The sequence below is a fragment of the Candidatus Devosia phytovorans genome, from assembly GCA_029202405.1.
Classification (GTDB): domain Bacteria; phylum Pseudomonadota; class Alphaproteobacteria; order Rhizobiales; family Devosiaceae; genus Devosia; species Devosia phytovorans.
Genome location: CP119312.1, coordinates 2,507,913 through 2,531,455, shown reverse-complemented (window position 1 = coordinate 2,531,455; position 23,543 = coordinate 2,507,913). Strand labels below are relative to the sequence as shown.

Here is a 23,543-nt window from a genome sequence, read left to right as displayed (position 1 = left end):
GATGAGTGTTGGTCTTCTCGCCCTGCTCGACGATGTCGCCGGGCTGGTCAAGGTTGCTGCTGCCTCGCTCGACGACGTCGCGGGTCAGGCGGCCAAGGCCGGTGTGAAAGCTGCGGGTGCAGTGATCGACGACGCTGCGGTCACCCCGAACTATGTGACCGGCTTCACCGCCGAACGCGAATTGCCCATCGTTGGCAAGATCGCCTGGGGCTCGATCAAGAACAAGCTGCTGTTTCTTCTGCCGGCCGCACTGCTGCTGAGCCTCTTTGCACCCTGGCTGATCACGCCACTGCTGATGATCGGTGGCGCCTATCTCTGCTATGAAGGCGCCGAGAAGATATTTCATGCCCTCCGGCCCCATGATGCCGAGGCGCATGAAGCCGGACTCGAATCGGTCTCCGTCGCGCCGCAAAATCTCGAAGACCAGAAGGTGGCCGGCGCCATCCAGACCGACTTCATTCTCTCCGCCGAGATCATGACGATCATCCTCTCGGCCATCGACGTCGAGAATTTCTGGACCCGGGCAGCTATTCTTGCGGTCGCTGGCGTCGGCATTACCGTTGCCGTCTACGGCGCGGTGGCGCTGATCGTGAAGGGCGATGATTTCGGTGTCTTCATGGCGCGCAATGCCCGCACCGGCGCCGGTCGCGCCTTTGGCCGTGGCCTTGTGGGCTTCATGCCCGTCTTCATGCAGATATTGAGCGTCGTCGGCACGGCAGCGATGACCTGGGTTGGCGGCAGCATCATCGTGCATGGGCTCTACGAATTCGGCTTAGCCTGGCCCGAGCATGTCGTTGAAGGCGCCGCCCACTGGGCAGAGGCCGCCGCACCGGCCATTGCCGGCTTCACTGGCTGGCTGGCCACGGCCGGCGTCGACTTCGTCTTCGGCATCGCCTTGGGCGCGGTGATGATCCCCGTGGTCGGCTACGTTTTGGCGCCGGCTCTCAAGGCCGCGAAAGGCTTGCTGCCCAAACGGGCTTAACGCTTGCCCTTGAACGGCGCCATGCCCTCGCGGGCCAGCTCATCAGCGCGCTCGTTGAGGTCGTGCCCGGCATGGCCTTTGACCCAGTGCCATTCCACATTGTGGCGCTTCTCGGCTTCGTCCAACGCCTGCCACAGCTCGACATTCTTGACCGGCTTCTTGTCGGCGGTCTTCCAGCCATTGCGCTTCCAGCCGTGCATCCAGCTCTGCACGCCGTTTTTCACATATTGACTGTCAGTGTGAAGCTCGATCTCGCAGGGGCGGGTGAGCGCATTGAGCGCCTCGATGGAGGCCGTCAGCTCCATGCGGTTGTTGGTGGTCAGCGCCTCGCCGCCCTTGAGCTCCTTGGTATGGGGCCCAAATTGCAGGATGGCGCCCCAGCCACCCGGCCCGGGATTGCCCGAACAGGCGCCGTCGGTATGGATGATGACTTTGTCGCTCATGGAATGCTCCGGCCCAGCGTTGACGCAGACATACTAATGCCGCCGGCGGCCGAGGGGGATAAGTCGCTCACTTGCCGACCGCAACTTCCATGGTGCGCAGCTCGCGCGGGATGTTGAAGGCGATGTTTTCCCTGGCGGTGACGCGCGCTTCGACCTTGATGTCATAGCGCTGGGCAAAGGCTTCAATCACCTCGTCGACAAGCTTTTCCGGGGCAGAGGCACCGGCCGAAACGCCGAGCGACTTGATGCCTTCAAAGCGGGCCCAGTCGATCTCGGAGGCGCGGTCGACCAGCATGGCGACCTTGCAACCCGAGCGTTCGGCGACTTCGACGAGTCGCAGCGAATTGGAGGAATTGGGTGAACCCACCACGATCATCGCATCCACTTCCGGCGCCACGGCCTTGATGGCCTCCTGGCGATTGGTGGTGGCGTAGCAGATGTCTTCCTTGTGTGGCCCGTTGATCGCCGGAAAGCGCGACTTCAGCGCTGCAACGATCTCTTTGGTGTCATCGACCGACAGCGTGGTCTGCGTCACGAAAGCCAGCGTCTGGGCATCCTTGGGCTCGAACACCATGGCGTCGGCAACGGTTTCGATCAGACTGATCGAGCCCGGCGGCAACTGCCCCATAGTGCCGACGACCTCCGGATGCCCCTTGTGGCCGATGAGGACGATCTCGTGGCCCTCGGCATGATGGCGCTGCGCTTCGACATGAACCTTGGAGACCAGCGGGCAGGTGGCATCGAGGAAGAACATGTTGCGGCTTTTGGCATCGGCAGGCACCGACTTGGGCACGCCATGGGCCGAGAAGACGACGGGCGCGTCGGTCTCGGGGATCTCGCTCAGCTCTTCGACAAAGATCGCGCCCTTGTCGCGCAGGCCATCGACGACATATTTGTTATGCACGATGGCGTGGCGCACATAGACCGGCGCGCCATATTTTTGCAACGCCAGCTCCACGATCTGGATGGCACGATCAACGCCCGCGCAAAAACCGCGGGGGGCGCAGAGCAGAATGTCTAGTTGTGGCCGCTTTTCCATATCAGTCAGATGCTTTCCACATTGCGGCAAGTCAAGTCTTGTTGCAGCGATCATGCCGCGCAGGCATTATGCAATCACAATTACGGCAAGGACTTAACGGTGAGTTTGGCGCAGGAAATGTTCGCGACCGCCCCGGCCATGGGGAAGGCGAACCTGTCGGCGAGCCAGATCAAGCTGTTGAGCGGCAAGGCGCGCTGGATTTTCCGCGTCGGCGAAGCCGGTTTCCCCACCATTCCGACGATCGCGCTGACGCGTGCCGCCTGGGAGGCTCTGCAGAGCGAGCGTGTGCACAAGGATGTGCGCCTGCGCACCCACTGGATCGCCTGTCTTTACAAGCTTGTGGACAAGAATGGCCGCCCGCCCGCGCTGGTCGTGCGCACCTCGGCGGCAACCCACAATGGCGGGCTGGCGCCGGCCAAGCTGGGCATTGCCGCGCCTGCCAATCCCGAAGACTCGGTCGACCCGAACCGCCCGCTGGCCAAGGCAATCAAGAATGCCTTCGAGAGCTATGGTTTCGGACAGGGCTGGACCGGTCGGCAAGACGAGGACCGAGGCAAGCAGATCGTTCTGGTTCAGGCCGTGGCGGACGGCGAGGTGGAGCAATTCCTGACGCGCAATGCGACATCGGGCGCCATGGGACCGGCACCGCTCGACGGCATGCCGCTGCCGCACCTGCCGGAATCGGTGGATGCGTTGGTGGCCCTGGTCGATGCCAAATCCGGCCGGCATATGTGCGTGACCGTGGCGATCAATCGCGGGCAGGTGGTGTTTCTTTCCGCCCGCCCGTCGCAGGTTTCAGCCGCTGCCGATCTCGAAGCGGCAGTCGATCGTGTCAAGCGCAAGGTCTGGTCGGCGCATAATGCGGTGACCCGCATCGACCCGACGCGCATGGCGCAATTGCTGCACCCGCGGTTGAAATCGACCGAAGGTGCAGCGCCCCTGGCCATGGGTCTTGGCGTTTCGCCGGGGGCTGCCAGTGGTATCGTGGTCTTCAATGCTGAGGACGCCGCCCGCATGCGGGCCCGCGGCAAGCATTGCATTCTGGTGGTCAACGAGACCGGCCCCGCCGATATCGAGGGCATGAAGGCGGCGACGGGCATCCTGACCGCTCGCGGCGGCATGTCGAGCCATGCCGGCGTGATCGCCCGTATTACCGGCAAGCCCTGTGTGGCGGGTGTGCGCAACCTTTCGGTCGACGCGGTCGAAATGGTCTGCCGCATCGGCGATCGCGAATTCCGCACCGGCGACCGGCTGACCATCGACGGCAGTGACGGTACGGTCTATCTCGGCACGCTGCCGCTGGCCCAGCCCCATATCGGTGGTGCCATCGGCACGCTGCTCGACTGGTCCGATGCCAGTCGCACGATCTCCGTCCGCACCAATGTCGAAACGGTGGAATCGGCAAGGACGGCGCTCAGCTTTGGCGCCGAGGGCATCGGCCTGGCGCGATCCGAGCACATGTTCTTCTCGCCAGAGCGCATGGTCGCGCTGCGCCGCGTCATCCTCAGCGAGGACGAGGAGGATCGCAGCCGCGCGGTCAATGGCCTCGTCGATTACCAGACCGGCGACTATTCCGCGCTGTTCTCAACCATGCAGGGCCTGCCGGTCACGGTGCGCCTGTTCGATCCACCGCTGCATGAGTTCCTGCCGCGCAGCGACGAGGAAATCGAAGAGACCGCAGCCTCGCTGGGTCTCGCGGTCCGCGCCCTGCGCCTGCATCTCGAACGCATTGCCGAGATCAATCCCATGCTGGGTCATCGCGGCGTGCGTCTGGCGATCACCAATCCGGAAATGCTGCAGATGCAGATGCAGGCCCTGATGGCCGGCGTGCGGGCCGCCAGCGAGACGCAGACCGAGCCGGTGGCCGTCGAAGTCATGGTGCCCTTCGTTTCGACCGCCAGCGAAGTGGCCTGGGTGCGTGACCGGGTCAATGCCATCGCCGCCAATTCGGGTCTGTTGCGCAGCGAGCGCGTAAAATTCTCCTTCGGCACCATGATCGAGCTACCGCGTGCCTGCCTGCGCGCCGGCGACATCGCCCATATGGTCGACTTTTTCTCCTTCGGCACCAATGACCTGACCCAGACCACTTTCGGCATTTCGCGCGACGATGCGCCAACCTTCCTTGCGACCTATCAGCGCAAAGGCGTCTATGAGCGTGACCCCTTCGTCACCATAGACGAAAAGGGGGTCGGCGAAATGATCGCCATTGCCATCGAACGGGGCAGGGCTGCCAATCCCGATCTCAAGATCGGTATTTGCGGCGAGCATGCAGGTGATCCGGAGTCGCTGAAGTTCTTCGCCGGGCTGGGCGTCGACTATGTCTCGTGCTCACCCTATCGTGTCCCGGTCGCAAGGCTGACGCTGGCCCAGGCTTCTGCTTAAATGGCCGGCAGACGATCCCCATATCAAGGGGACGCGGCCGCTTCGGCCGGTGAGGAAGGACTACCGACGTGAGACTATTGCCGGTTCTGGCGCTGCTGCCGATTTTGACTGTTTCGACACCAGCCGTCATGGCCCAGCAATTGGGCGCGCAATGTGTGTCCATTGCCGCTGATGCAGAACGCCTCGCCTGTTTCGATGCGGCCTTCGCCAACCCCGTTTCTGCCAATGGCGACCTGCAGGTCGTGTTCGACAGCGAACAGTCAATTCCCGCCCGCCCCAGTGGCCGTGCTCCGGCTACGATCACAGTTTCGTGCAGCGCCGATGTGTTGAGCGTGGCCTTTGGCTTTGCCGGCAATACGCTTTCTGCGCTGGGCAGCGACACTGGCATCACCTGGCAGCTCGACCTTGGTGGCCGTACCAACCGCACCCTGCCGGTCGATGACAGCAATACGGCTATCCTGCTGGATAATACTCGGGATTCGCTGGCATTTCTGCGTGGCCTCGAGGGCGCGAGCAATCTCACGGTGCGCGTCACCCCGATCAATTCCCGCACACTTTCGGTGCGCTATCAGCTCGGCGATTTTGCCGCGCAACTGGCCCCGGTCGTCGGCGCCTGCGAGGGCTGATCAGCCCGCTTATAAGCGCTTCACAATTCGGCCGGGCGGTCGCCATGGTTAACCCATTGCTATGCCCGAATGCTTGTTTACTCGCTGCTAACCCTAATCAGACATCATTACGACTGTCGGCATTTTAGCGTCACTTTCGCCGATCAGTAGTTTTGTTGCGTAGCGTTGAGTAGCGTTTATGGCTTATTCCCCACGGCCCGTGGCGCGATTGCGTCCGGCTAAAGCGGTCCGCCGACATCCCTTCGCCAGATTTCTGGCTGTAGGGATTTTTTGTGGACTGACTTACGCTGGCCTGACCGGCGGTGCCTTTGGCCCGGCCGACGGCCTGTTGCCGACGCTGCCAGCGGTCGAGATCTCGACGGCAAGCCTCTCCTATTTCGGCGTCGATCCCGTGATCACCGGCTCGGTTGATCATCTGTTCGACACCGCCAGCTTCAACGGTCCCAACCGGGCAGAAAAGGCCGACCGCGTCCGCCCGCAAGTCGATCTCGTCGCCTTCTCAAACAACTTCCAGGAAGCCCGCACGCGTATTGCTTCGCTGCGCGGGGACGATGCCATCGCGCTCGGCCAGTCGCAGATTGCAACGGTCGACTTCCCGGCAACGGGCGACGTGGAAATTGGCCCGCGCATGTCGGTGGCCTCGCTCGATCCTTCGACCGCCGCCGCACTCGACGCCATTGCCGGCATTGCGCCGCCGGCGGTCAGCAATCCGCTGCCGGCCCTGGCTTCTGAACAGCTGGCCTATGCGCGTGAGACAGCACCGGTAACCGGTGGCTTTGCGACGGGAACGCCCATGGCAGCCTCCGACAAGGAACTCTGGTGCCTGGCGACGGCGATCTATTTCGAAGCGCGGGGCGAAAGCTATCGCGGACAGGTTGCAGTGGCGCAGGTCGTACTCAACCGCGTCAAGGATCACCGCTATCCCAGCACTATCTGTGGTGTCGTCTACCAGAACCAGCAGCGCCGCAATTCCTGCCAGTTCTCCTTTGCCTGCGACGGTATTCCCGAGGTCATCAATGACCAGAAATCATGGGCACAGGCCGAGGATATCTCCAACCGCATCGTGGCCGGTGAACTCTACCTGACCGAAGTGGGCGACGCGACGCATTACCACGCGACCTATGTCCGTCCGGCCTGGGCGCCGCGCATGAACAAGGTCACCCAGATCGGCCTGCACGTCTTCTACAAGTTCAAGAGCGGCTGGCTCTTCGGCTAAGTGCTTGGCGGCACTTAGTTCCGCCAGGAGCGGGCGTAGATGAAGGAATTGGCGGCGCGGGTGACAAAGCCCGACCAGTGGCCATTGGTCCAATAGGCGAAGTGATTGCGGCTATGGACCGGCTGCACGTCGATGCCCGGATACTGCACATGGTTGGAGAACATGGCATCGCTGGAATAGGTGCCGGTTTCTGTCGTGGTGATCGTCACATAGCTCACCCGGCCACCTTCGATCTTCTTGACCTGCGATGTCGAGATCGGGTCGGTCGAGACCGATGCATCATAGTCCACGATATACTTGCGACCTTCGTAGCGAACGAGCTTTGACGGATCGATCCCAACCGTCGGCGCTTCGTCGGCAAAGGTCTCGATGACGACCCCTGGACCAATGGCGGCGATGGTCATGGCGCTGAAGGCACCCAAAGTCATTCCAAGCAACATATGGCGTGTCGGCAAGTTCATGGTGACGCGTCCCGTAATGAACCGAATGGCTGAAATCTATTAAGAGATTAGAAACCATATCGGCCCCGGAGGCGCAAAAGTAACCCTTTGTTAGGGTTAATCCATACAAGCCAACTTATTGTTGTTAAACGGAAATTGCCTCGAAGGCGGCGACGAAGCGATCGTGTGCCTCGCGGGTAGGCCAGGGTCGAATCAACCGGTCGAAGGCATCGACGTCAAAGGCGGGGAAACTCGGCTCTCCGAACAGTTTGCGCGCTTCGCCATCGTCAAATCCAGCCAGGTGCACCGCCTCGAAGAAGGCCGACTCGCGGTCGGCTTTCTTGACCAGTTTGGTGAGGGCCGCCGGCATGGCGGGGGGCAGGGAGAAGCGCAGGAAAATCGCTGACAGCAAACGATTTTCCACCTCCTTGTAATTGCCGCCCATGGCCGCCTTGAAGGGGGAGATGATGTCGCCCATGACATATTCGGGCGCGTCATGCAGCAGGGCCTGCGCTTGTGCCGCGGCATCGGCGTCCGGATTGTGGGCGCGGAAGATTTCGAGCACGAGCACGGAATGCTGCGCGACGGAAAAGGGATAGTCCCCAGAGGTTTGGCCATTCCAGCGGGCCACGCGGGCAAGGCCATGGGCGATGTCAGAAAGCTCGACGTCCATCGGTGATGGATCGAGAATATCGAGCCGGCGCCCCGACAACATACGTTGCCAGGCGCGTGCACTCGCACGTGCCATAATGCCCCCAAATGCTAGCAGACTGTTAGCATCGAGCGTAGCAGTTGGGCTCGATTCGTGAAATTCGGCGGCAGGACTATTCTTCCGCCGGCGCCTCGCCAAAGGCATAGGTTGCCCAGGCGGGCAGGGTGACGGTAACCGGCTTGCCTTCCACCGTGACGGCCGCGGGATCGGTAATGCGGTCAAGGCGCAGGACGGCGACCGATGCGCCGTGAACGACCTGACCCAGAGTGCCCGCGTCGCGACCGTTTGCAGCGACTGACGACCCAACCGGAGCATCGACGCCGGTGACCAGCACCGGGCGGCGGCGGGCGGTGCCGCGATGCTTCATGCGGCTGACGACTTCCTGGCCAACATAGCAGCCCTTCTTGAAGTCCACGCCGTCGAGGATATCGAGGGCGATGTCATGGGCGAATGTGTCATTGGCGGGGAAGTCATCGCCCTGTTCCGCAATGCCGGCACCAAGGCGCGCGGCGCGATAGGGGGTAGGGTCATCGACCCAATCGGCCGTGGCCTCGACGGGCGCGATGATGCGTTGGCCAAGGGTAACGCTGCCGCGCTGATCCTGATGGCTAATCGCGCCGGGCAGGGCGGTTTCCGAAAAACCGACACGATGTGTGTCGCGCAGGTCGTCGATCACGACCTGGGCGCGCAGGCGGTACATTTTCATGCGCTTGAAGAAGTCGTCGGCCACGGTCTGGTGCACATCGAGCCAGAGCGCATCCTCGGCCCAGCCAGCGGTGCCTTCGGCCAGGATCTTGCCCTGCGGCGACAGCAGCGCCCACCAGGCGGCAGGGCGTTCCGTGGCTGGCACATGACCCGTCACGACGTCGTTGAGCAGCTTGTGCGCATCCGGGCCGGAGAAGCGAAACACGGCGCGGTCGGAACGCAGATGGATGGTCATGGACTTGCCTCTTGAAGCGCCGGTCGCATAAGTGTTGCACGACATTCGAGCTACAAATGCTACAGACGGGACCGCAGACATGGCGCAGTATGACGTGATTTTCAAGAACGCGACCGTGGTCAACCAAGATGGCGAAGGCCTGGCCGACATCGCGGTCAAGGACGGTCGCACCCTGGCGCTGGGCACTGTGGATGGCAGTGCTGACGAAGTGGTCGACTGCAAGGGCCTCCATATCCTGCCCGGCGTCATCGACACGCAGGTGCATTTCCGCGAGCCCGGCCTGACGCACAAGGAAGATCTCGAGAGCGGTTCGCTCGGCGCGGTGATGGGCGGGGTGACCGGCGTTTTCGAAATGCCCAATACCAATCCGCTGACCACCACCCGCGAAACCTTCGAGGCCAAGATCGCGGCGGGCACCAATCGCATGCATTGCGACTTCGCCTTCTATATCGGCGGCACGCATGAAAATGTCGGCGAACTGGCCGTGCTGGAAAAGCTGCCGGGCTGCGCGGGTGTGAAGGTCTTCATGGGCTCGTCCACTGGCTCGCTGCTGGTGCAGGACGATGCGGGGGTGGAAGCCATCCTTGGCGCCATTTCGCGTCGCGCTGCTTTCCACTCCGAAGACGAATATATGCTCGAAGAGCGCAAGCACCTGCGTGTGCCTGGCGATCCGTCGAGCCACCCCATCTGGCGTTCGCCGGAAGTGGCGATGCGGTGCACGACGCGCCTGGTCAATCTTGCCCGCAAGACCGGCAAGCGCATCCACGTGCTGCACATCTCGACCAAGGAAGAAATCGTCTACCTCGCCGGCCACAAGGACGTGGCGAGCGTCGAAGTCACGCCGCACCACCTGACGCTGGACGAGACGGCCTATACGCGCCTCGGCACCTATGCCCAGATGAACCCGCCCGTCCGCGACAAGGAGCATCGCGAGGGAATCTGGAAGGGCGTCGCCAATGGCGTGGCCGATATCCTGGGCTCCGACCACGCGCCGCATACGCGCGAAGAGAAAGATCACCCCTATCCGGAGAGCCACTCGGGCATGACGGGCGTGCAGACGCTGGTGCCGACCATGCTGGACCATGTGAACAGTGGGAAGCTGAGCCTGCAGCGCTTCGTCGACATGACCAGCCACGGTCCCAATCGTCTGTTCGGCATTGCCAACAAGGGCCGCATTGCCGTGGGCTATGACGCCGACCTGACCATTGTCGATCTCAAGCGCCGCCATACCATCACCAATGACTGGATCAAGTCGCGCGCTGGCTGGACGCCCTATGATGGCGTGACGGTAACCGGCTGGCCGGTAGGCACGGTGGTGCGCGGCAAGACGGTGATGTGGCAGGGCGAGCTGGTGACGCCGAACCAGGGTCAGCCGATGCGGTTCCTGGAGTCCCTCGCACAGGGCTGAGACATGAAGACCATCCTGCTCACCGGCTTCGAGCCCTTTGCCGGCGCGGCGCTGAACCCGTCCTGGGAGGCGGTACAGCGCGTCGCGGCGCAATGGACCGACCCAGCCCGGCTGCATGTGGCGCAATTGCCGGTGGAGTTCGGCGAGGGCGTCGAGCGGCTGGAGGCCATGATCGGGCTGTTGCGGCCCGATATCGTGGTGGCAACGGGACTGGCCGAGGGCCGCGCCGCCATCACGCCCGAAGTCATCGCCATCAACAGGATCGATGCGCGCATTCCCGACAACGCGGGCGCGCAGCCGGTAGAGGCTGCGGTCGTGCCCGGTGGCGCGGACGGGTTGTTCAGCACGCTGCCCGTCAAGGCCATGGTCGCGGCCATGCGTGATGCGGGCGTGCCGGCTGCCCTGTCCTATTCTGCCGGCACATTCGTCTGCAATGCCGCCTTCTATGCCCTGATGAACCTGATCCAGAGGCAGGACCGGCCGATGATCGGCGGCTTCGTGCATGTGCCCGCCATGCCGGAAAGCCGGCCGTCTGCCGATATGCCGACCATGGCAGTCGAGACCATGGCTCGCGGGTTGGAAGCCGCGCTCATGGTGTGCCTGGGTGGTGCGGATGCCTATGTGGGGAGCATGGGGACGATCGCCTAGTCGGTGTGTTTCGCAGGAGGGCCCACACACTGGATGTCATCCCGGCCTTGAGCCGGGACCCAACACGAGATCGGTGTCTTGCCGCAAGGTCGATCTGCCGATCACTACCACCTTGCGGCTGTGGTGAGATATCGAGATGGGCCCCGGCTCAAGGCCGGGGTGACACCGTGCGTGGGGCCAGCCTGTGAGAGAACGGTTCCACTAGCGCCGAGACCTCATCGCACAGCGATGCGGAACAGCTCCGTGCCGCCGCGGACGTAGTTGTAGCGCTTGGCGATGATGGCATTGTCGTCATACCAGAAGGGCTCGGAAAAGCCGTTGACGACGGGCAGCGTGAGAAGGTGCTGCCTCTCGCTCCAGTCCCAGACTTCCATCGTCGAGCTCACCTGACCCCAATCGTCGGGGCAGTCGAAGACCGCCGCGATACGCTTGCCATCAGGGCTGAAGGCGAGGTCGGAAAAGCTGTAATTGCAGCCGGCCCGGATGCTGGCGCCAAGCAGGATGCCTGGCTGCGCCTCAAAGCCGACCGTACCGACGCGCAGGCCGACCAAGGATGTTGATTCCATATGGTCGAGCACCTGCGCAAACACGGTGCCGTCGGGGCTATAGGCCAGGGTCGTGCCCTTCTGAAACAGCGCGCCAAGCTCATCCCAATTGGCGACCTGGGGGACGGGTGAAACTGCAAGATCGTAGACCTCGGCATAGCCCGGATTGACCGCTTCGCCGAGGAGGGCGCCCGGATGGAACAGCAGGCGATTGCCGGCATCGAAGGCCATGTAACCGGGCAACCAGCCCAGGTCCTCGGCCAGCACTGCGCCCTGACGGTCGAACGCGCTCACCTTGTACTGCGTGCGACCCTCGCTGAAGGCCTGGACGACCGCAACCTGCTCGCCGTCGGGGCTGACGGCCAGATCGAGCGGGTGGGTCTCGACGGGGTTCGCGCGCAACACGGTCTCGCTGATGACTGCGCCGCCGGTCGCCGGAATTTCGGCAAGTGTGATGGCATTGCTGTCGTCTCCCTCTGGCGCGCCGAGGGAGACCAGCAGGTTGCCATTGGGCAGAGGCGCCACCCCGCCGATATCGCCGGTAATGAGATGGGTGCAGACCCCGCCATGGATCAGTCGTCCCGCGGGCTCACAGGGCCAGAAGGCGCCTTGGCCCCAGGCATAGATCGCTCCGCCCAACAGCAGCACCAAGGCCAAGACAAGTCCGGTAATCGCCTTCCGCATCCCAATCCCTTTTCTCAATATCTCAAAACAAGATGTCGCCGAGGCAATATTTCCTGGCACTAGAATGCATTAGCGCTGACAGTTTTTGGAGATTTGATGACGGCGTCAGAACAGCTTCTCACCCGGGAGCGCTGCGCATTGCCTTACCCAGGCGGTGAACTGGTCCTCGTCGATAGGGTCACTTTCGTAAATGTCGAGGTAGCGCACATTCTTCTGCTTGGAAGTGCCGGGCGGGATCGGATCGAGCGATTGCCCGTCGAAGAACGAAACCTTGATGTATTTCGTCATGCAGTGATAGCCGAGGAACCAGGTGTCGCCGACACCGTAAAAGGGCGTGTTCCAGCGCACGGCCTTTTTGACACCGGGCAGGGTGGTTTCGATGAGCTGGTCGAGCTGGCGGCCGAGATCCTGCTTCCAGCCGGGCATGGCCGAAATATAGTCCTGCACCGGCCCATTGCCGTCGCCCTTGGGAATCTGCGGATTGCCGCCGGACAAAAGCTTTACCTCTTTGGTCATCGCTGCGGGCTCCCAAGGCATATGGTGCGGGGAACTATGCCAGCGGAATTGACCTGATCCAACCCCGATAAACAAACAGGGCAGCGGCTTGTTCAGCCGCCGCCCCATGCATGGGAACCGAAGGAGGTCGGTCAGCCTGTTCCTGTGACGCTTGAGCCTATTGGAGAACCCGCTCCAGATTGTATTCGCCGGAGCGGATACGGTCGGGCAGCAGTTCCATCAGGTCGGCCGTGGCCTCGTCGCCATGCATCTTGACGAAGGTGGCAAGCGCGGCGAACAGCGAAGCATGGGCGAGGGAAGCGCTTTGCACGCCATCGTCCTCGGCGACATTCCACGCCTCGGCCAGATATTCCAGCGCAAGCTGGCGCTCGCCCTGGTCCAGATCGAAGACGGCCTGCCCGGAAGCGGACGCAAACATGGATTTATTCGTGGTCATGGCTCTGGGACTAACACGGCAGAGCCGGCGAGGCGCGCAGGAAGTAACCCGAAGGTTAACGGTTTATTCGCGATTGTTACCGGGGCTTTAACCCTCGTTAAGCCTATTCGGCGAAGCGGGTATGGATGTCGCGGGCGGTGGTTTCGGCCTCGGTGAGAAGACGGGTCAGCGCTTCGCGCGCGGCGGGCGTGCAGGCGTGGTGGAAGCGCGAATAGGCGGTGTAGCCGACATTGAAGGCGCCGGCGAGGCGCTGGCGGCGATCCTCGTCGGGCTCGTCCGACTCGATCAGCTCGGCCATCTGCGCGCGCCAGTCTTCCGTGCCCGCCTGGCAGAGCGGCTGCAGGAAATAGAGGCTGCCCATGATCTCGGCCAGCCGCTCCATCTGCCGCTGGTAGAGCGGGTCGATAGCAAGGCTGGGGCCGGTGCCGAGCACGAGCAGGGTGAGGATGGCGAAGAAGCGCTTCATGCCGGGTCCAGTATCAGCTTTGGGCCAGCACTGCGAAGGCCCTCGCGAGCACGTCATCGAGCCGGCTGGTGGTACGCAGCGCGATGAGGGCCGACGGGTCCATCCACTTGTGGTCCGAGACCTCGTCGGACGGGCGGATCTGGCCGGAGAAGTCGCGCGTGGCAAAGACGGCAAGCCGGAAGGTTTCGTCCTTGCCCAGCGATTGCACCAGAACGGGCCTGGGATTGCGGATGGTCAGCGCCACCTCTTCCTGGATTTCGCGGATGGCGCATTGCTCGATGGTTTCGCCCGGCTCGATGCGGCCGCCCGGCAGGGTCCACAGATGCTGATAGGGCGCATGGGCACGCTTGATCAGCAACACCTTGCCCTCGCGGACGATGGCAACACTGGCGGCATTGGGCAGGGGCTCGGTCACATCTGGCTCATTTGCGATTCGCTGATGCAGAGACTACCTCTAACTTGCTGATTCAGGAGTTACCGAGATGTGCGGACGCTACGCCTCGACGCTGCCGCCCGAAATGATGGTCGAGCTGTTCAAGCTGCTCAAGAGCATCGACATGGTGCCGCGCTACAATATTGCGCCGACCCAGCCGATCGTGGCCATCTGGGAGGCGCATGGCCGGCGCGAGCCGCATTTCGCGCGCTGGGGCCTCGTCCCCGGCTGGGTCAAGGATCCGCGCGAATTTCCGCTACTGGTCAATGCGCGGGTGGAGACAATGGCCGAAAAGCCGGCCTTCCGCGATGCACTCAAGCATGGTCGCTGCATCATCCCGGCCAGCGGCTATTACGAGTGGCACACCAATCCCGACAAATCCAAGCAGCCCTATTACATCACCATGGAAGACGACCGGCCCATGGCGCTGGCCGGGCTCTATGCCAGCTGGATGGGGCCGAATGGTGAGGAAATCGACAGCGTGGCGACGATCACCGTCGCGGCCAACCGGCAATTGTCGGACGTGCACGACCGCATGCCGGCCATCCTGCGCGGCGACGAGATCGACCGCTGGCTCGATGTTCGCGACGTGCGGGCGCTGGAGGCGGCGCAACTGGCCCTGCCGCTGGAAGATGGGGCGCTGAAGTTTCATCCGGTCTCGACCCGGGTCAACTCGGCGCGTGACGATGACCCCGGCCTGATCGAGCGGGCGGAACCCGTCAAGCCTGAGCCCAGGCCGAAAAAGGCTGCGGGCGGGCAGATGAGCCTGTTCTAGGCCCAGGCCCTACATGATGCCGAAATAACCCAAGGCATCGCCCATGGCCTCTTCTTCCCAGCCGAGATGGGACAGCAGCACGCGTTCGAGGGCGTGATAGACCTCTTTGGCGTTTTCGAAGCGGGTTGGCGTGGGCTCGGTGGCCAGCGCATTGAGTGCGTCGACCAGGTGCTCGAGCAGCTCGTGTACCACGACATGCTCGGCCGTCAGCCGGTCGGCAATGGCCTTGAAGCCGGGGCTCTGCATGGCCAGCACCGGAAACAGGTGGTGATCCTCGATCGTGTGGTGGGTGTTGACGATCTGGCAGTGCTGGCCACAGAGATTGCCGAAGCGCCGATAATTGGCGACCATGGCCAGATTGCCGGTCTCGGCCGCGATTTCCTCGCGGGTCACCGTGCCGGCATTGGCCCGCGCGATCATCTTGCCCAGCGTCACCATGTTGTCGCGCAGGTGATCATGGATCTGGCGCAAGTGGTGGCCGGCCGCGCGCTGGCGCTCGGTCAGGCCATCGAGCTGTTGCACCGGCGGCCGCGTGGCGTCGTCGAGGAATTCGATATCATCAAGCATGGGCCATAGATGGGCCCGACGCATGACCAGCGCAAGACGGCACGCCGGTGTGACCGACTTACGCCCATGTTACCCCCGCCATTCGGGCGTAGCCCTCATGGCCTTCTCGCCTAAATCAGCGCCACCGGCGCTGATTTACCTGCGGTCCGGCTCGAAGAGCATCTTTCCCGGGTTGAGAATGCCCTTGGGGTCGAGCGCTGACTTGATCGCCCGCATCATCTCGAGGGCGACCGGGTCTTTCACCTGCACCAGCAATTCGCGCTTGAGCTGGCCAATGCCATGCTCGGCCGAGACCGAACCGCCAAGGCGCAGCACGATCTCGTAGATGGCCGAGTGCACTTTTTCGTCGGCCTCGGCCATGAAGGCCTTGCCGTCGGCGCCGGCAGGCTGGCTGAAGTTGAAGTGGATATTGCCATCGCCCATGTGGCCGAAGGGCACGGCGCGAATGCCCGGGACGAGTTTACCCGCCGCGGCACTGCCCTCGGCAATCAACTGCGGCACGGCGGCGATGGGCACCGACACATCGTGCTTGATGGAGGCGCCTTCCTTCGATTGCACCTCGCTCATCTGCTCGCGAAAGGCCCACATGCGCGTGCGATCGGCGAGGGATTCGGCAAACACCGCATTGTCGATGAGCCCGTCGGAAAAGGCAGCTTCGACGGCCGCCTGCAGCGTGCCGGGAACGCCGCCCGCCATGCGCGCCACCTCGATCAGCCCATACCAGGGGGAGGGCCCAGGGGTGGGGTCGCGATCGAGCATGCCATGGCGCAACTGCATGTCGAGGCCGATGGCCGGGACCAGCTCGAAGGCATTGAGCCGACCACCGATCCGCTCGCGCAGCAGCTGGAACAGGGTCAGCGCGGCCTCGGGGCTGGCCAGATTGACCAGGGCTGTCTCGTAGTCCTCCGGCTTGGGGAAGATTTTCAGCGTCGCCGCGGTGATGATCCCGAGGGTCCCCTCGGCACCGACCAGCAGGTCCTTGAGATCGTAACCGGTATTGTCTTTCTTCAGCGAATTGAGCCCCTGATACAGGCGGCCATCGGCCAGCACGGCCTCGACGCCCATGGTCAGTTCGCGCGCATTGCCATAGGCCAGCACATTGACGCCACCGGCATTGGAGGAGAGCAGGCCCCCTATCCGGGCAGAGCCTTGCGAGGCCAGCCAGAGCGGGAAGATGGTATTCTGCGCTTCGGCCGCCTTGTGGGCGTTTTCAAGGATCACGCCAGCCTCTGCCGTCATCGTTCCAGCGGCTACGTCAACATTGCGGATGCGATCAAGCCTGGCGAGGCTAAGGATCACCTCGTCGCCGCGCAACGGCACCTGCGCGCCCACGAGCCCGGTATTGCCACCCTGCGGGATGATGCCGACGCCATGCGCATTGGCCCAGCGCAGGACGGCCTGTACCTGTTCCACCGATGCGGGCAGCACCACGGCACTGGCACTCTGGTGGAAGCGCTTGCGCGGTTCCTTGAGATAGGCGCCCATGCGATCGACTTCGCCGATGATGGCATCGGCACCAACCAGGCTGGTGAGTTGCGAGATGATGTCGGTGGCAGCAAGGGTCATGACAAAGCCGGGGAGCGCGACAGAGGGTTACCTGCATGTGCCACAAGAGGCCGGCTGACTCCAGCCAATGCCAGAAACGCGATCAGAGCATGGCTCTTTTCCGAACTTGGCTGTGGCGCCGCGAACAAAATTCGCTACGGTATCAGCGGTTTCATTATCGGTGTCATGGCAGCGGGCTAGACCTCTCCCATCACACAAGACTTTCAGGACGCGCCGGGTCAGCGGCGTGAGCATGCTCATGACAAGCCTGGTTTGGCCGGAAATCTATTTCATTCGGCATGGTGAGACACCCTGGAATGCCGAGCGCCGCTATCAGGGCCGCAGGGATATTCCGCTCAACGACAAGGGGCGTGGCCAGGCCAATCAGAACGGCAGGACGCTGGCGGCGCTGTTCGCCTCGCGCGGCCTCGATCCCAATGCCTTTGAGTGGCATGCCTCCCCCCTGGGCAGAACGCGCGAAACCATGGAGCGCGTCCGCGCCGGCTTCGATGTGCACCTCCCTGAAACCAAGTTCGACATTCGCCTGATGGAAATTTCCTTCGGCATTCTGGAAGGCGAACTTTTCGAGGAATTGCCCGCCAATCTGGCCGTCGCACCAGGTAGCCGTACCGCCGATTACTGGGAATTCCGCCCCGAGAATGGCGAAAACTATCGCGACGTCGAAGCCCGGCTGGCCGAATTCTCGAGCGTACTCAAGGGGCCGTCTGTGGTCGTGGCCCATGGCGGCATCGCCCGCACCTTGCGCGTGCTGATAGAGCGCGCCTCCATTGTTGACGTCGTCAACTGGAGTCCACCGCAGGACGTCGTCATGCATTTCACGCCCGGCAAAATGGAAATGCTCCGGGCCGAAGACATTTGATATCTCAAGGATTGCCCATGCACCGATTGCTTGCCGGATTTTTCATGTCGGCGACAATGATGGCCGCAGCATTGCCCGCATTTGCCGATGACTATGTCGATTTCCTCAAACGAGAACACGGTACTCTGGGCAAGAGCGAGGCCAGTCAGGTGCTGGACGTGGTGCGCAGGGCCGACCCGACGCAGGGCAGCAAGCTGGAAACGGCACAGCATTTTTCGGCTTTGGCCTCCATTGACCCGGTAACGGGCGCCGTCATGGAGCGCTCGACCATGCCCGGCGTCATGTCGGTCATCATCGGTACAAGGCCCGACTGGCATTTCAATGCCACCCTGCGCCTGCTGTTTGACAATGTCGCGGATCGCAGCAAGTTCGTCACGGGATTGGCAGGCGCCTTCGGCGCGCCCGATCCCGCCTGCCTCGATGACAAGATTGCGTATTTTTCGCCAGCCGCCGGCTACACTGTATCCTGGCTGACGCCTGACCCCGAAAGTCCCGAGGCGCAACTCGAAATTCAGGGCCGCGATCCGCCGGACGCCAATTGCGCCCGCAGCAGTGCGCCGAAGGACTTTCTGCTCAACGAGGCAGACCTGGCGACCTATCTCGAGCGGCTGCGCGACGATGCTCCGCCGCTTGAAGATCTCGATGCCATAAAGACCTGGCTGACGGCTTATGGTGAGCCCGTAGCCAAGAATGAGGGCAATTGCGACATAGACTTGATCCTGCCCTCCTGGGACGCCGATCCGCGTCCTGCGCTGGCCGGGCTGGAGGGGTTCCACTATATCGACGCCAGCGTGGCGCCGTGTGCCGGAAACAATCCCAAGGTCAATTACGTCGCGATCACCGCTCACAACGGCGCCGACATGTTCGGCATGGGCAAGGCTGTCGCGGTCGCCACCGAGCTGTATGGCGAGCCCGCCGATGATTGCGGCGAACCGTCTCTCTTCACTTGGGAGCTGGACGGTACGCGCACGGTGATGATCACCGAAATGAACCGCAGCTTTGCAGTGGTGCACTACGACACGCTGCTGGAAGAGCACGACTGCTAAAGTTGTTGGCAGCGCAGATTGGGCCTATGTTACGGGCGACAGCCGATGGAGGCGCCCGTGAACGAGATCATTACGCGCATCGTGAAAGAGGGTGATCGACAGATTGTCGAGATCCCCAAGGAGCTTGGCGTCGCCGACGCCGAAGTGACCATCGAAGTCAGCGGGGATGTCATCACCATCCGACCTAAACGTGAGAAGCGGATGACCTTGCGGGAAGCGCTTGATGCGATGCAGCCTCTTACGGAAGAAGAATGGCCCGATGTCACAGACGATGACCTGGGTCCCTTGCGAGACATCAAGCTTTGAGCCTGATCAAGGCTATGCTGGATACAAATATAGTGTCCGCGCTGATGCGCAATCCGGGTAGCGGCAAGGTTTATGACCGCTTGCTCGCCTATGGCACTGAGCGCGTTTGCATCAGCATCATCACCTCTGCCGAAATACAGTTCGGCTTTGCCAAACGCCCGTCGCCACGACTTGAGGAGACGCTGCGCTATCTTCTATCCAGCGTGGAAATCCTGCCTTTTGACATGCCAGCCGATTTCTCCTACGGCCAAATACGCGCGCAACTGGAGCAGCAGGGCAGCGTGATCGGTCCCAACGACCTCTTCCTTGCCGCCCATGCCCTTGCGCTTGATCTCACCCTCGTCACCGACAACATCCGCGAGTTCTCCCGCGTGCCAAACCTGCGTGTCGAGAACTGGCTCGATTGACCTGACGCCTGCCTCTCCCTAGAAAGCCCCTAACCACGGGGCCGCGCCATGTCGTTCAATACATTCGGACATCTTTTCCGCTTCACCACCTGGGGCGAGAGCCATGGGCCGGCGCTGGGCGTCGTGGTGGATGGTTGCCCGCCAGGCGTCACGCTGACGCCGGAACTGATCCAGCGCGATCTTGATCGTCGCAAGCCAGGCCAGAGCAAATACACGACGCAGCGCCGCGAAGCCGATGAGGTGAAAATCCTCTCGGGCGTCTTCGAGGACGAGCGTACGGATGGCCCCCGCAGCACGGGCACGCCGATCTCGCTGTTGATCGAGAACACCGACCAGCGCTCCAAGGACTATGCCGATATCCGCGACAAATATCGGCCGGGCCACGCCGACTATACCTATGACCAGAAATACGGCATTCGCGACTATCGCGGCGGCGGCCGCACGTCTGCGCGAGAAACCGCTGCGCGAGTCGCGGCCGGCGCTGTGGCGCGGCAGGTGCTTGACGGCATCACCATTCGCGCCAGTCTCGTGCAGGTTGGGCTGCACAAGATCGACTATGACAATTTTGACTGGGATCAGGTCGACCAGAACCCCTTCTTTTGCGCTGATGCGCAGGCGGCAGAACTATGGGCCGACTATCTCGACGGCATCCGCAAGGACGGCAACTCGGTGGGCGCGGTGATCGAAGTGGTCGCCGAAGGCGTGCCGGCCGGCTGGGGCGCTCCAATCTATGGCAAGCTCAGCGCTGACCTGGCTTCGGCCATGATGAGCATCAATGCGGTCAAAGGCGTGGAGATTGGCGCGGGTTTCGAGTCCGCCAGCCTGACTGGCGTCGAGAATGCAGACCAGATGCGGGCAGGGGCCGAAAAACCCTATTTCCTCGACAACCACGCTGGCGGCATCCTCGGCGGCATTTCCAATGGCGATCCAATCGTCTGCCGCTTTGCCGTGAAGCCAACGTCCTCTATCATCACGCCGCGTCAGACGGTGACGACGCGCAACGAGGATACCGACATCGTCACCAAGGGTCGCCACGACCCCTGCGTCGGCATTCGCGCGGTGCCGGTCGGCGAGGCCATGATGGCGCTTGTGCTGGCCGATCACGCCCTACGCCACCGCGGCCAGACGGGCCGGGACGGCGCGGTCGGCTTTGACCGCAACTAGCGCTAGCGCTTGCGGACGAATTCGGTGCGCAGCACGAGGCCCTTGATGGCGTCGTGCCGGCAGTCGATTTCCTCGGGATTGTCGGTCAGCCGGATCGACTTGATGACGGTGCCTTGCTTGAGCGTCTGGCCGGCGCCCTTGACCTTGAGGTCCTTGATGAGGACCACCGAGTCGCCATCGGCTATCGCCGTGCCTGCCGCGTCCACCACGACCAATGCTGATGCCGGTGCTTTGGCAGCGGCTATTTCGGACCCCGGACGCCATTCGCCCGTAGCTTCATCATAGACATAGTCGTCATTGCCGTCGGTCATGCCGGCTCCAATAAAATCACTATCTGAAAAACTCAGGCCGAGCGGCCAAAGACCAGTACCGTCTCCACATTCCCATCGCCGCCAGCAATGGGCGAGGTCACGGAGACACGATGCTTGAAGCCGTGCCCTTCGACATAGGCAATGACATCTGTCAAAGCCGTTGCGATGGCCGCCTCGTCATTGACGATACCGCCCTTGCCGACATTCTCGCGGCCCACCTCGAACTGCGGCTTGAAGAGGATCACCGCTTCCGCCGTAGGTGTGCATAGCGCCAGCGGCGCATCGAGCACCTTGGTGACGGAGACGAAGCTGATGTCGGAAACCAGCAGGTCGATTGGTTCGGGAATGTCGCCTGTCGTCAGGTCGCGGGCGTTGACGCCTTCCATGCTGACCACGCGGTCGCTACCCTTGAGGCGGTCGTGAAACTGGTCATGGCCGACATCGACAGCGTAGATCCGGCGCGCACCGCGCTCCATCAGCACCTGGGTGAAGCCACCTGTCGAGGCGCCGACGTCGATGCAGGTTTTGCCGCTTGGATCGATCGTGCCGGCGTCGAGGCCTGCCACAAGCTTCAGCGCCGCGCGGGACACGTAGTTGGCGGCCGGATCACTGAGGGCCAAAACATCGTCGCGTCCCACCATGCGGTTGGGTTTGTCAGCGGTCGCGCCATTGATGGTCACGGTGCCGCGGAGAATGGCGTCGCGTGCCCTCGCGCGGCTGGGTACAAGGCCGCGCTGCTCCAGTGCCAGATCGAGGCGGATACGTTCGCTCATCCTTCGACCAGGCGTTTGACCTTGGCAACGGCCGTGTCATGGGCCTCTTCATAGGCAATCGTGCCCTGGAAGCTGCCGTCGTCATTGATCAGGAACGTAAGCGCCGTGTGGTTGACCAGGTAGTAGGGGTCGCCTGGCTCGCTCTCGACCTTTTCCGAAAACACGCCGAAAGCCTTTTTGGCATTTTCGGTCTGCGTCAGGTCATGGCCGACGAGGCCGATGATGGACGGATCGAAGCCCTCGACATAGTCGCGCACCATATCCAGCGTGTCGCGCTCGGGGTCGACCGACACGAAGATGATCCGCAGCTGCTCGGGTGTCAGGCCCAGCTCGGCGCGGATCGCGGTGGTTTCGGCCAAGGTGGTCGGACAGACGTCGGGGCAGAAGGTGAAGCCGAAAAAGATCAGGCTCGGCACGCCCTTGAGATCATCCTGTGTGAAGGCGCCGCCCTTGGTGGAATTGAGCGCAAACTCCTGTCCCGTCACGCCGAGGGGGCGGGCAGGGGGACGAAAGATGACGAGCGCGGTCGCGCCAATGGCAACGACCGCCACCAGCGCCCACAACACGATGCGGAAGTTGCGCAGCGACTTCGATGCAGTGGCCATTTGGCTCAGGCGTCCAGCGGCTCGGTGCCGGTCGGCTTGCCGTCGCGGGACAGCGTGATCTTTTCGATACGGGCTTCGGCGGTGCGCAGCAGCGTTTCGCAATGCGCCTTGAGAGCCTCGCCGCGCTCATAGATGGCGATGGATTCGGCGAGCGGGGCACGGCCAGATTCAAGCTTGCCGACAATCTCTTCGAGCTGGGCCAAAGCGGCTTCGAAGCTCAGAGTTTTCACGTCGTCATTGTCGGCCATTTGGCACCCCTATTCGTCGAGGCGCCCGACGGCGCCGTCCATCAGCATGGCGACATGATGGCTCGCGCCACCCGCCAGGCCCTTGAGGTCATAGCCACCTTCGAGCAGCGACACAATGCGATTGCCACAGGTCCGGTCAGCGGCATCCATCAGTTTGCCGGTGAGCCAGGAGAAATCCGACGACTGCCAGTTGAGCTGGGCCAGTGGGTCGCGCTCATGCGCGTCAAAGCCCGCCGAGAGCAGGATCAGATCGGGCGAAAAGTTGAGGAGCGCCGGGATGATGCGGGTGAGATAGGCGTCACGCATTGCCGCGCCATCGCTGTTTTCATCGAGAGCGACGTTGAAAATATTGCCGACGCCCGTTTCGGCAGGATTGCCCGTGCCGGGATAGAGCGGCATCTGGTGGCTGGAGGCGTAGAACACCGTCGGGTCGGCCTTGAAGATATCCTGCGTGCCATTGCCGTGGTGTACGTCGAAATCAATGATGGCGATCCGCTCCGCACCATATTTGCGCTGCGCCTCCCGGGCGACCACGGCGACTGTGTTGATCAGGCAAAAGCCCATGGGCGTCGCGATTTCGGCGTGGTGGCCAGGCGGCCGGATGGCGCAGAAGGCATTGTCCACTTCGCCGAGCAGGACGGCGTCCAGGGCGGAAAGCGCGCCGCCGAGTCCTTGCGTGACCGCGTTGAGCGAATTGCCGGAAATGTAGGTGTCGGCGTCGAGCTGGCGGATGCCTTCGGCGGGGCGCGCCTCGCGCAAACGGGCGAGATATTGGCTATCATGCACGAGTTCGGCCAGCGTGAGATCGCCCGATGGCGCGTCGCGGCGGACAAGCTTGTCGAAGCGGGATTGGCTCAGCACGTCTTCGACGGCACGGATGCGATCGGCGCGCTCGGGATGTCCCTGCGGTGTGACATGGTCGGCAAAGTTCGGCTGACTGACGAGCAGCGTTGTCACGCGGGGTGAGTCTCCATGATTCGTCACTTGGTCTTGACGCGCG

29 protein-coding genes are annotated in these 23,543 nt (G+C 62.6%); 12 read left to right on the top strand and 17 right to left on the bottom strand.

Annotation, left to right across the window (positions count from 1 at the left end; genetic code table 11):
• The first annotated feature begins 1 nt into the window (after window position 1).
• Complete coding sequence (locus P0Y65_12520; GenBank protein WEK03029.1) at window positions 2–982, top strand: DUF808 domain-containing protein; 981 nt, start codon at window positions 2–4, stop codon at window positions 980–982.
• Here the strand turns inward: P0Y65_12520 and rnhA are convergent.
• Both rnhA and ispH read right to left on the bottom strand, forming a co-directional pair.
• Window positions 979–1,425: a ribonuclease HI gene (gene rnhA, locus P0Y65_12515; protein ID WEK03028.1), complete on the bottom strand. Its 447-nt coding sequence runs from the start codon at window positions 1,423–1,425 to the stop codon at window positions 979–981. The genes P0Y65_12520 and rnhA overlap by 4 nt on opposite strands.
• Window positions 1,426–1,492: 67 nt before the next feature.
• Window positions 1,493–2,464, bottom strand: a complete 972-nt coding sequence (gene ispH, locus P0Y65_12510; protein WEK03027.1) for a 4-hydroxy-3-methylbut-2-enyl diphosphate reductase — start codon at window positions 2,462–2,464, stop codon at window positions 1,493–1,495.
• A gap of 117 nt (window positions 2,465–2,581) precedes the next feature.
• Between ispH and P0Y65_12505 the strand changes: the two genes are divergently transcribed.
• The 3 genes from P0Y65_12505 to P0Y65_12495 all read left to right on the top strand — a co-directional run bounded on the left by P0Y65_12505 (window position 2,582) and on the right by P0Y65_12495 (window position 6,688).
• On the top strand, window positions 2,582–4,846 hold the full coding sequence (locus tag P0Y65_12505) for a PEP-utilizing enzyme (protein ID WEK03026.1): 2,265 nt from the start codon (window positions 2,582–2,584) through the stop codon (window positions 4,844–4,846).
• Window positions 4,847–4,914: 68 nt separating this feature from the next.
• Entirely contained in the window at window positions 4,915–5,472 is a 558-nt protein-coding gene (locus P0Y65_12500; protein ID WEK03025.1) for a hypothetical protein, read from the top strand.
• 328 nt (window positions 5,473–5,800) lie between these two features.
• A complete protein-coding gene (locus P0Y65_12495; GenBank protein ID WEK03024.1) occupies window positions 5,801–6,688 on the top strand; it encodes a cell wall hydrolase in 888 nt (295 codons plus the stop codon).
• A 14-nt stretch (window positions 6,689–6,702) separates the two neighbouring features.
• Here the strand turns inward: P0Y65_12495 and P0Y65_12490 are convergent, their stop codons facing one another.
• From P0Y65_12490 to P0Y65_12480, 3 genes are all read right to left on the bottom strand, one after another.
• On the bottom strand, window positions 6,703–7,116 hold the full coding sequence (locus P0Y65_12490; GenBank protein WEK03023.1) for a hypothetical protein: 414 nt from the start codon (window positions 7,114–7,116) through the stop codon (window positions 6,703–6,705).
• 157 nt (window positions 7,117–7,273) lie between these two features.
• Window positions 7,274–7,876, bottom strand: a complete 603-nt coding sequence (locus P0Y65_12485; GenBank protein WEK03022.1) for an HD family hydrolase — start codon at window positions 7,874–7,876, stop codon at window positions 7,274–7,276.
• A gap of 76 nt (window positions 7,877–7,952) precedes the next feature.
• Window positions 7,953–8,780, bottom strand: a complete 828-nt coding sequence (locus tag P0Y65_12480) for a folate-binding protein (protein WEK03021.1) — start codon at window positions 8,778–8,780, stop codon at window positions 7,953–7,955.
• 79 nt (window positions 8,781–8,859) lie between these two features.
• On the opposite strand from P0Y65_12480, the gene P0Y65_12475 reads away from it, so the two are divergent.
• The gene (locus P0Y65_12475; protein ID WEK03020.1) at window positions 8,860–10,188 is read left to right on the top strand and encodes a dihydroorotase; all 1,329 of its coding nucleotides are present in this window, start codon (window positions 8,860–8,862) and stop codon (window positions 10,186–10,188) included.
• A 3-nt stretch (window positions 10,189–10,191) separates the two neighbouring features.
• Window positions 10,192–10,836 carry a pyroglutamyl-peptidase I gene (gene pcp, locus P0Y65_12470; GenBank protein WEK03019.1) on the top strand — a complete coding sequence of 215 codons (645 nt, stop codon included), beginning with the start codon at window positions 10,192–10,194 and terminating at the stop codon, window positions 10,834–10,836.
• 215 nt (window positions 10,837–11,051) lie between these two features.
• Here pcp and P0Y65_12465 read toward each other — a convergent pair whose 3' ends face one another.
• From P0Y65_12465 to P0Y65_12445, 5 genes are all read right to left on the bottom strand, one after another.
• Complete coding sequence (locus P0Y65_12465; GenBank protein WEK03018.1) at window positions 11,052–12,065, bottom strand: hypothetical protein; 1,014 nt, start codon at window positions 12,063–12,065, stop codon at window positions 11,052–11,054.
• A gap of 105 nt (window positions 12,066–12,170) precedes the next feature.
• A complete protein-coding gene (locus P0Y65_12460) occupies window positions 12,171–12,581 on the bottom strand; it encodes a DUF1801 domain-containing protein (protein ID WEK03017.1) in 411 nt (136 codons plus the stop codon).
• A gap of 157 nt (window positions 12,582–12,738) precedes the next feature.
• Complete coding sequence (locus P0Y65_12455) at window positions 12,739–12,999, bottom strand: hypothetical protein (GenBank protein ID WEK03016.1); 261 nt, start codon at window positions 12,997–12,999, stop codon at window positions 12,739–12,741.
• Window positions 13,000–13,120: 121 nt separating this feature from the next.
• A complete protein-coding gene (locus P0Y65_12450) occupies window positions 13,121–13,483 on the bottom strand; it encodes a TIGR02301 family protein (protein ID WEK03015.1) in 363 nt (120 codons plus the stop codon).
• Window positions 13,484–13,496: 13 nt separating this feature from the next.
• Window positions 13,497–13,898 carry an NUDIX domain-containing protein gene (locus P0Y65_12445; protein ID WEK03014.1) on the bottom strand — a complete coding sequence of 134 codons (402 nt, stop codon included), beginning with the start codon at window positions 13,896–13,898 and terminating at the stop codon, window positions 13,497–13,499.
• Between the two features lie 67 nt (window positions 13,899–13,965).
• Here P0Y65_12445 and P0Y65_12440 point away from each other — a divergent pair, with 67 nt between their 5' ends.
• Window positions 13,966–14,691 carry an SOS response-associated peptidase gene (locus P0Y65_12440; protein ID WEK03013.1) on the top strand — a complete coding sequence of 242 codons (726 nt, stop codon included), beginning with the start codon at window positions 13,966–13,968 and terminating at the stop codon, window positions 14,689–14,691.
• Window positions 14,692–14,700: 9 nt separating this feature from the next.
• Here the strand turns inward: P0Y65_12440 and P0Y65_12435 are convergent, their stop codons facing one another.
• Window positions 14,701–15,258 carry a hemerythrin domain-containing protein gene (locus P0Y65_12435; GenBank protein ID WEK03012.1) on the bottom strand — a complete coding sequence of 186 codons (558 nt, stop codon included), beginning with the start codon at window positions 15,256–15,258 and terminating at the stop codon, window positions 14,701–14,703.
• Between the two features lie 135 nt (window positions 15,259–15,393).
• Window positions 15,394–16,824, bottom strand: coding sequence for an FAD-binding oxidoreductase (locus P0Y65_12430; GenBank protein WEK03011.1), 1,431 nt, complete (start codon window positions 16,822–16,824; stop codon window positions 15,394–15,396).
• Between the two features lie 238 nt (window positions 16,825–17,062).
• On the opposite strand from P0Y65_12430, the gene P0Y65_12425 reads away from it, so the two are divergent.
• Genes P0Y65_12425 through aroC form a run of 5 tightly spaced genes read left to right on the top strand, consistent with a single transcriptional unit; the run spans window position 17,063 to window position 20,606 of the window.
• A complete protein-coding gene (locus P0Y65_12425) occupies window positions 17,063–17,683 on the top strand; it encodes a histidine phosphatase family protein (GenBank protein ID WEK03010.1) in 621 nt (206 codons plus the stop codon).
• Window positions 17,684–17,700: 17 nt separating this feature from the next.
• Entirely contained in the window at window positions 17,701–18,729 is a 1,029-nt protein-coding gene (locus P0Y65_12420) for a hypothetical protein (GenBank protein WEK03009.1), read from the top strand.
• A gap of 57 nt (window positions 18,730–18,786) precedes the next feature.
• Window positions 18,787–19,035: a hypothetical protein gene (locus P0Y65_12415; GenBank protein ID WEK03008.1), complete on the top strand. Its 249-nt coding sequence runs from the start codon at window positions 18,787–18,789 to the stop codon at window positions 19,033–19,035.
• A complete protein-coding gene (locus P0Y65_12410; protein ID WEK03007.1) occupies window positions 19,032–19,442 on the top strand; it encodes a type II toxin-antitoxin system VapC family toxin in 411 nt (136 codons plus the stop codon). Before P0Y65_12415 ends, P0Y65_12410 begins: the two co-directional genes overlap by 4 nt.
• A 48-nt stretch (window positions 19,443–19,490) precedes the next feature.
• Window positions 19,491–20,606, top strand: coding sequence for a chorismate synthase (gene aroC, locus P0Y65_12405; GenBank protein ID WEK03006.1), 1,116 nt, complete (start codon window positions 19,491–19,493; stop codon window positions 20,604–20,606).
• Between the two features lie 2 nt (window positions 20,607–20,608).
• Here aroC and P0Y65_12400 read toward each other — a convergent pair whose 3' ends face one another.
• From P0Y65_12400 to P0Y65_12380, 5 genes are read right to left on the bottom strand one after another with little or no spacing between them, the layout of a single operon-like run.
• A complete protein-coding gene (locus P0Y65_12400) occupies window positions 20,609–20,917 on the bottom strand; it encodes an alkylphosphonate utilization protein (protein ID WEK03005.1) in 309 nt (102 codons plus the stop codon).
• Between the two features lie 32 nt (window positions 20,918–20,949).
• Entirely contained in the window at window positions 20,950–21,690 is a 741-nt protein-coding gene (locus tag P0Y65_12395) for a TlyA family RNA methyltransferase (GenBank protein WEK03004.1), read from the bottom strand.
• Window positions 21,687–22,295, bottom strand: coding sequence for an SCO family protein (locus P0Y65_12390; GenBank protein WEK03003.1), 609 nt, complete (start codon window positions 22,293–22,295; stop codon window positions 21,687–21,689). The genes P0Y65_12395 and P0Y65_12390 overlap by 4 nt, the downstream gene beginning before the upstream one ends.
• Window positions 22,296–22,300: 5 nt before the next feature.
• Window positions 22,301–22,543, bottom strand: coding sequence for an exodeoxyribonuclease VII small subunit (locus P0Y65_12385; protein WEK03002.1), 243 nt, complete (start codon window positions 22,541–22,543; stop codon window positions 22,301–22,303).
• A 9-nt stretch (window positions 22,544–22,552) separates the two neighbouring features.
• On the bottom strand, window positions 22,553–23,500 hold the full coding sequence (locus P0Y65_12380) for a histone deacetylase family protein (GenBank protein ID WEK03001.1): 948 nt from the start codon (window positions 23,498–23,500) through the stop codon (window positions 22,553–22,555).
• Window positions 23,501–23,543: the final 43 nt, after the last annotated feature.

Coding starts and splice junctions, on each gene's coding strand:
- P0Y65_12520 (WEK03029.1), top strand. CDS start 2: ATGAGTGTTGGTCTTCTCGCCCTGCTCGACGATGTCGCCGGGCTGGTC.
- rnhA (WEK03028.1), bottom strand. CDS start 1,425: ATGAGCGACAAAGTCATCATCCATACCGACGGCGCCTGTTCGGGCAAT.
- ispH (WEK03027.1), bottom strand. CDS start 2,464: ATGGAAAAGCGGCCACAACTAGACATTCTGCTCTGCGCCCCCCGCGGT.
- P0Y65_12505 (WEK03026.1), top strand. CDS start 2,582: ATGTTCGCGACCGCCCCGGCCATGGGGAAGGCGAACCTGTCGGCGAGC.
- P0Y65_12490 (WEK03023.1), bottom strand. CDS start 7,116: ATGACTTTGGGTGCCTTCAGCGCCATGACCATCGCCGCCATTGGTCCA.
- P0Y65_12485 (WEK03022.1), bottom strand. CDS start 7,876: ATGGCACGTGCGAGTGCACGCGCCTGGCAACGTATGTTGTCGGGGCGC.
- P0Y65_12480 (WEK03021.1), bottom strand. CDS start 8,780: ATGACCATCCATCTGCGTTCCGACCGCGCCGTGTTTCGCTTCTCCGGC.
- P0Y65_12475 (WEK03020.1), top strand. CDS start 8,860: ATGGCGCAGTATGACGTGATTTTCAAGAACGCGACCGTGGTCAACCAA.
- pcp (WEK03019.1), top strand. CDS start 10,192: ATGAAGACCATCCTGCTCACCGGCTTCGAGCCCTTTGCCGGCGCGGCG.
- P0Y65_12465 (WEK03018.1), bottom strand. CDS start 12,065: ATGCGGAAGGCGATTACCGGACTTGTCTTGGCCTTGGTGCTGCTGTTG.
- P0Y65_12460 (WEK03017.1), bottom strand. CDS start 12,581: ATGACCAAAGAGGTAAAGCTTTTGTCCGGCGGCAATCCGCAGATTCCC.
- P0Y65_12455 (WEK03016.1), bottom strand. CDS start 12,999: ATGTTTGCGTCCGCTTCCGGGCAGGCCGTCTTCGATCTGGACCAGGGC.
- P0Y65_12450 (WEK03015.1), bottom strand. CDS start 13,483: ATGAAGCGCTTCTTCGCCATCCTCACCCTGCTCGTGCTCGGCACCGGC.
- P0Y65_12440 (WEK03013.1), top strand. CDS start 13,966: ATGTGCGGACGCTACGCCTCGACGCTGCCGCCCGAAATGATGGTCGAG.
- P0Y65_12435 (WEK03012.1), bottom strand. CDS start 15,258: ATGCTTGATGATATCGAATTCCTCGACGACGCCACGCGGCCGCCGGTG.
- P0Y65_12430 (WEK03011.1), bottom strand. CDS start 16,824: ATGACCCTTGCTGCCACCGACATCATCTCGCAACTCACCAGCCTGGTT.
- P0Y65_12425 (WEK03010.1), top strand. CDS start 17,063: ATGACAAGCCTGGTTTGGCCGGAAATCTATTTCATTCGGCATGGTGAG.
- P0Y65_12420 (WEK03009.1), top strand. CDS start 17,701: ATGCACCGATTGCTTGCCGGATTTTTCATGTCGGCGACAATGATGGCC.
- aroC (WEK03006.1), top strand. CDS start 19,491: ATGTCGTTCAATACATTCGGACATCTTTTCCGCTTCACCACCTGGGGC.
- P0Y65_12400 (WEK03005.1), bottom strand. CDS start 20,917: ATGACCGACGGCAATGACGACTATGTCTATGATGAAGCTACGGGCGAA.
- P0Y65_12395 (WEK03004.1), bottom strand. CDS start 21,690: ATGAGCGAACGTATCCGCCTCGATCTGGCACTGGAGCAGCGCGGCCTT.
- P0Y65_12390 (WEK03003.1), bottom strand. CDS start 22,295: ATGGCCACTGCATCGAAGTCGCTGCGCAACTTCCGCATCGTGTTGTGG.
- P0Y65_12385 (WEK03002.1), bottom strand. CDS start 22,543: ATGGCCGACAATGACGACGTGAAAACTCTGAGCTTCGAAGCCGCTTTG.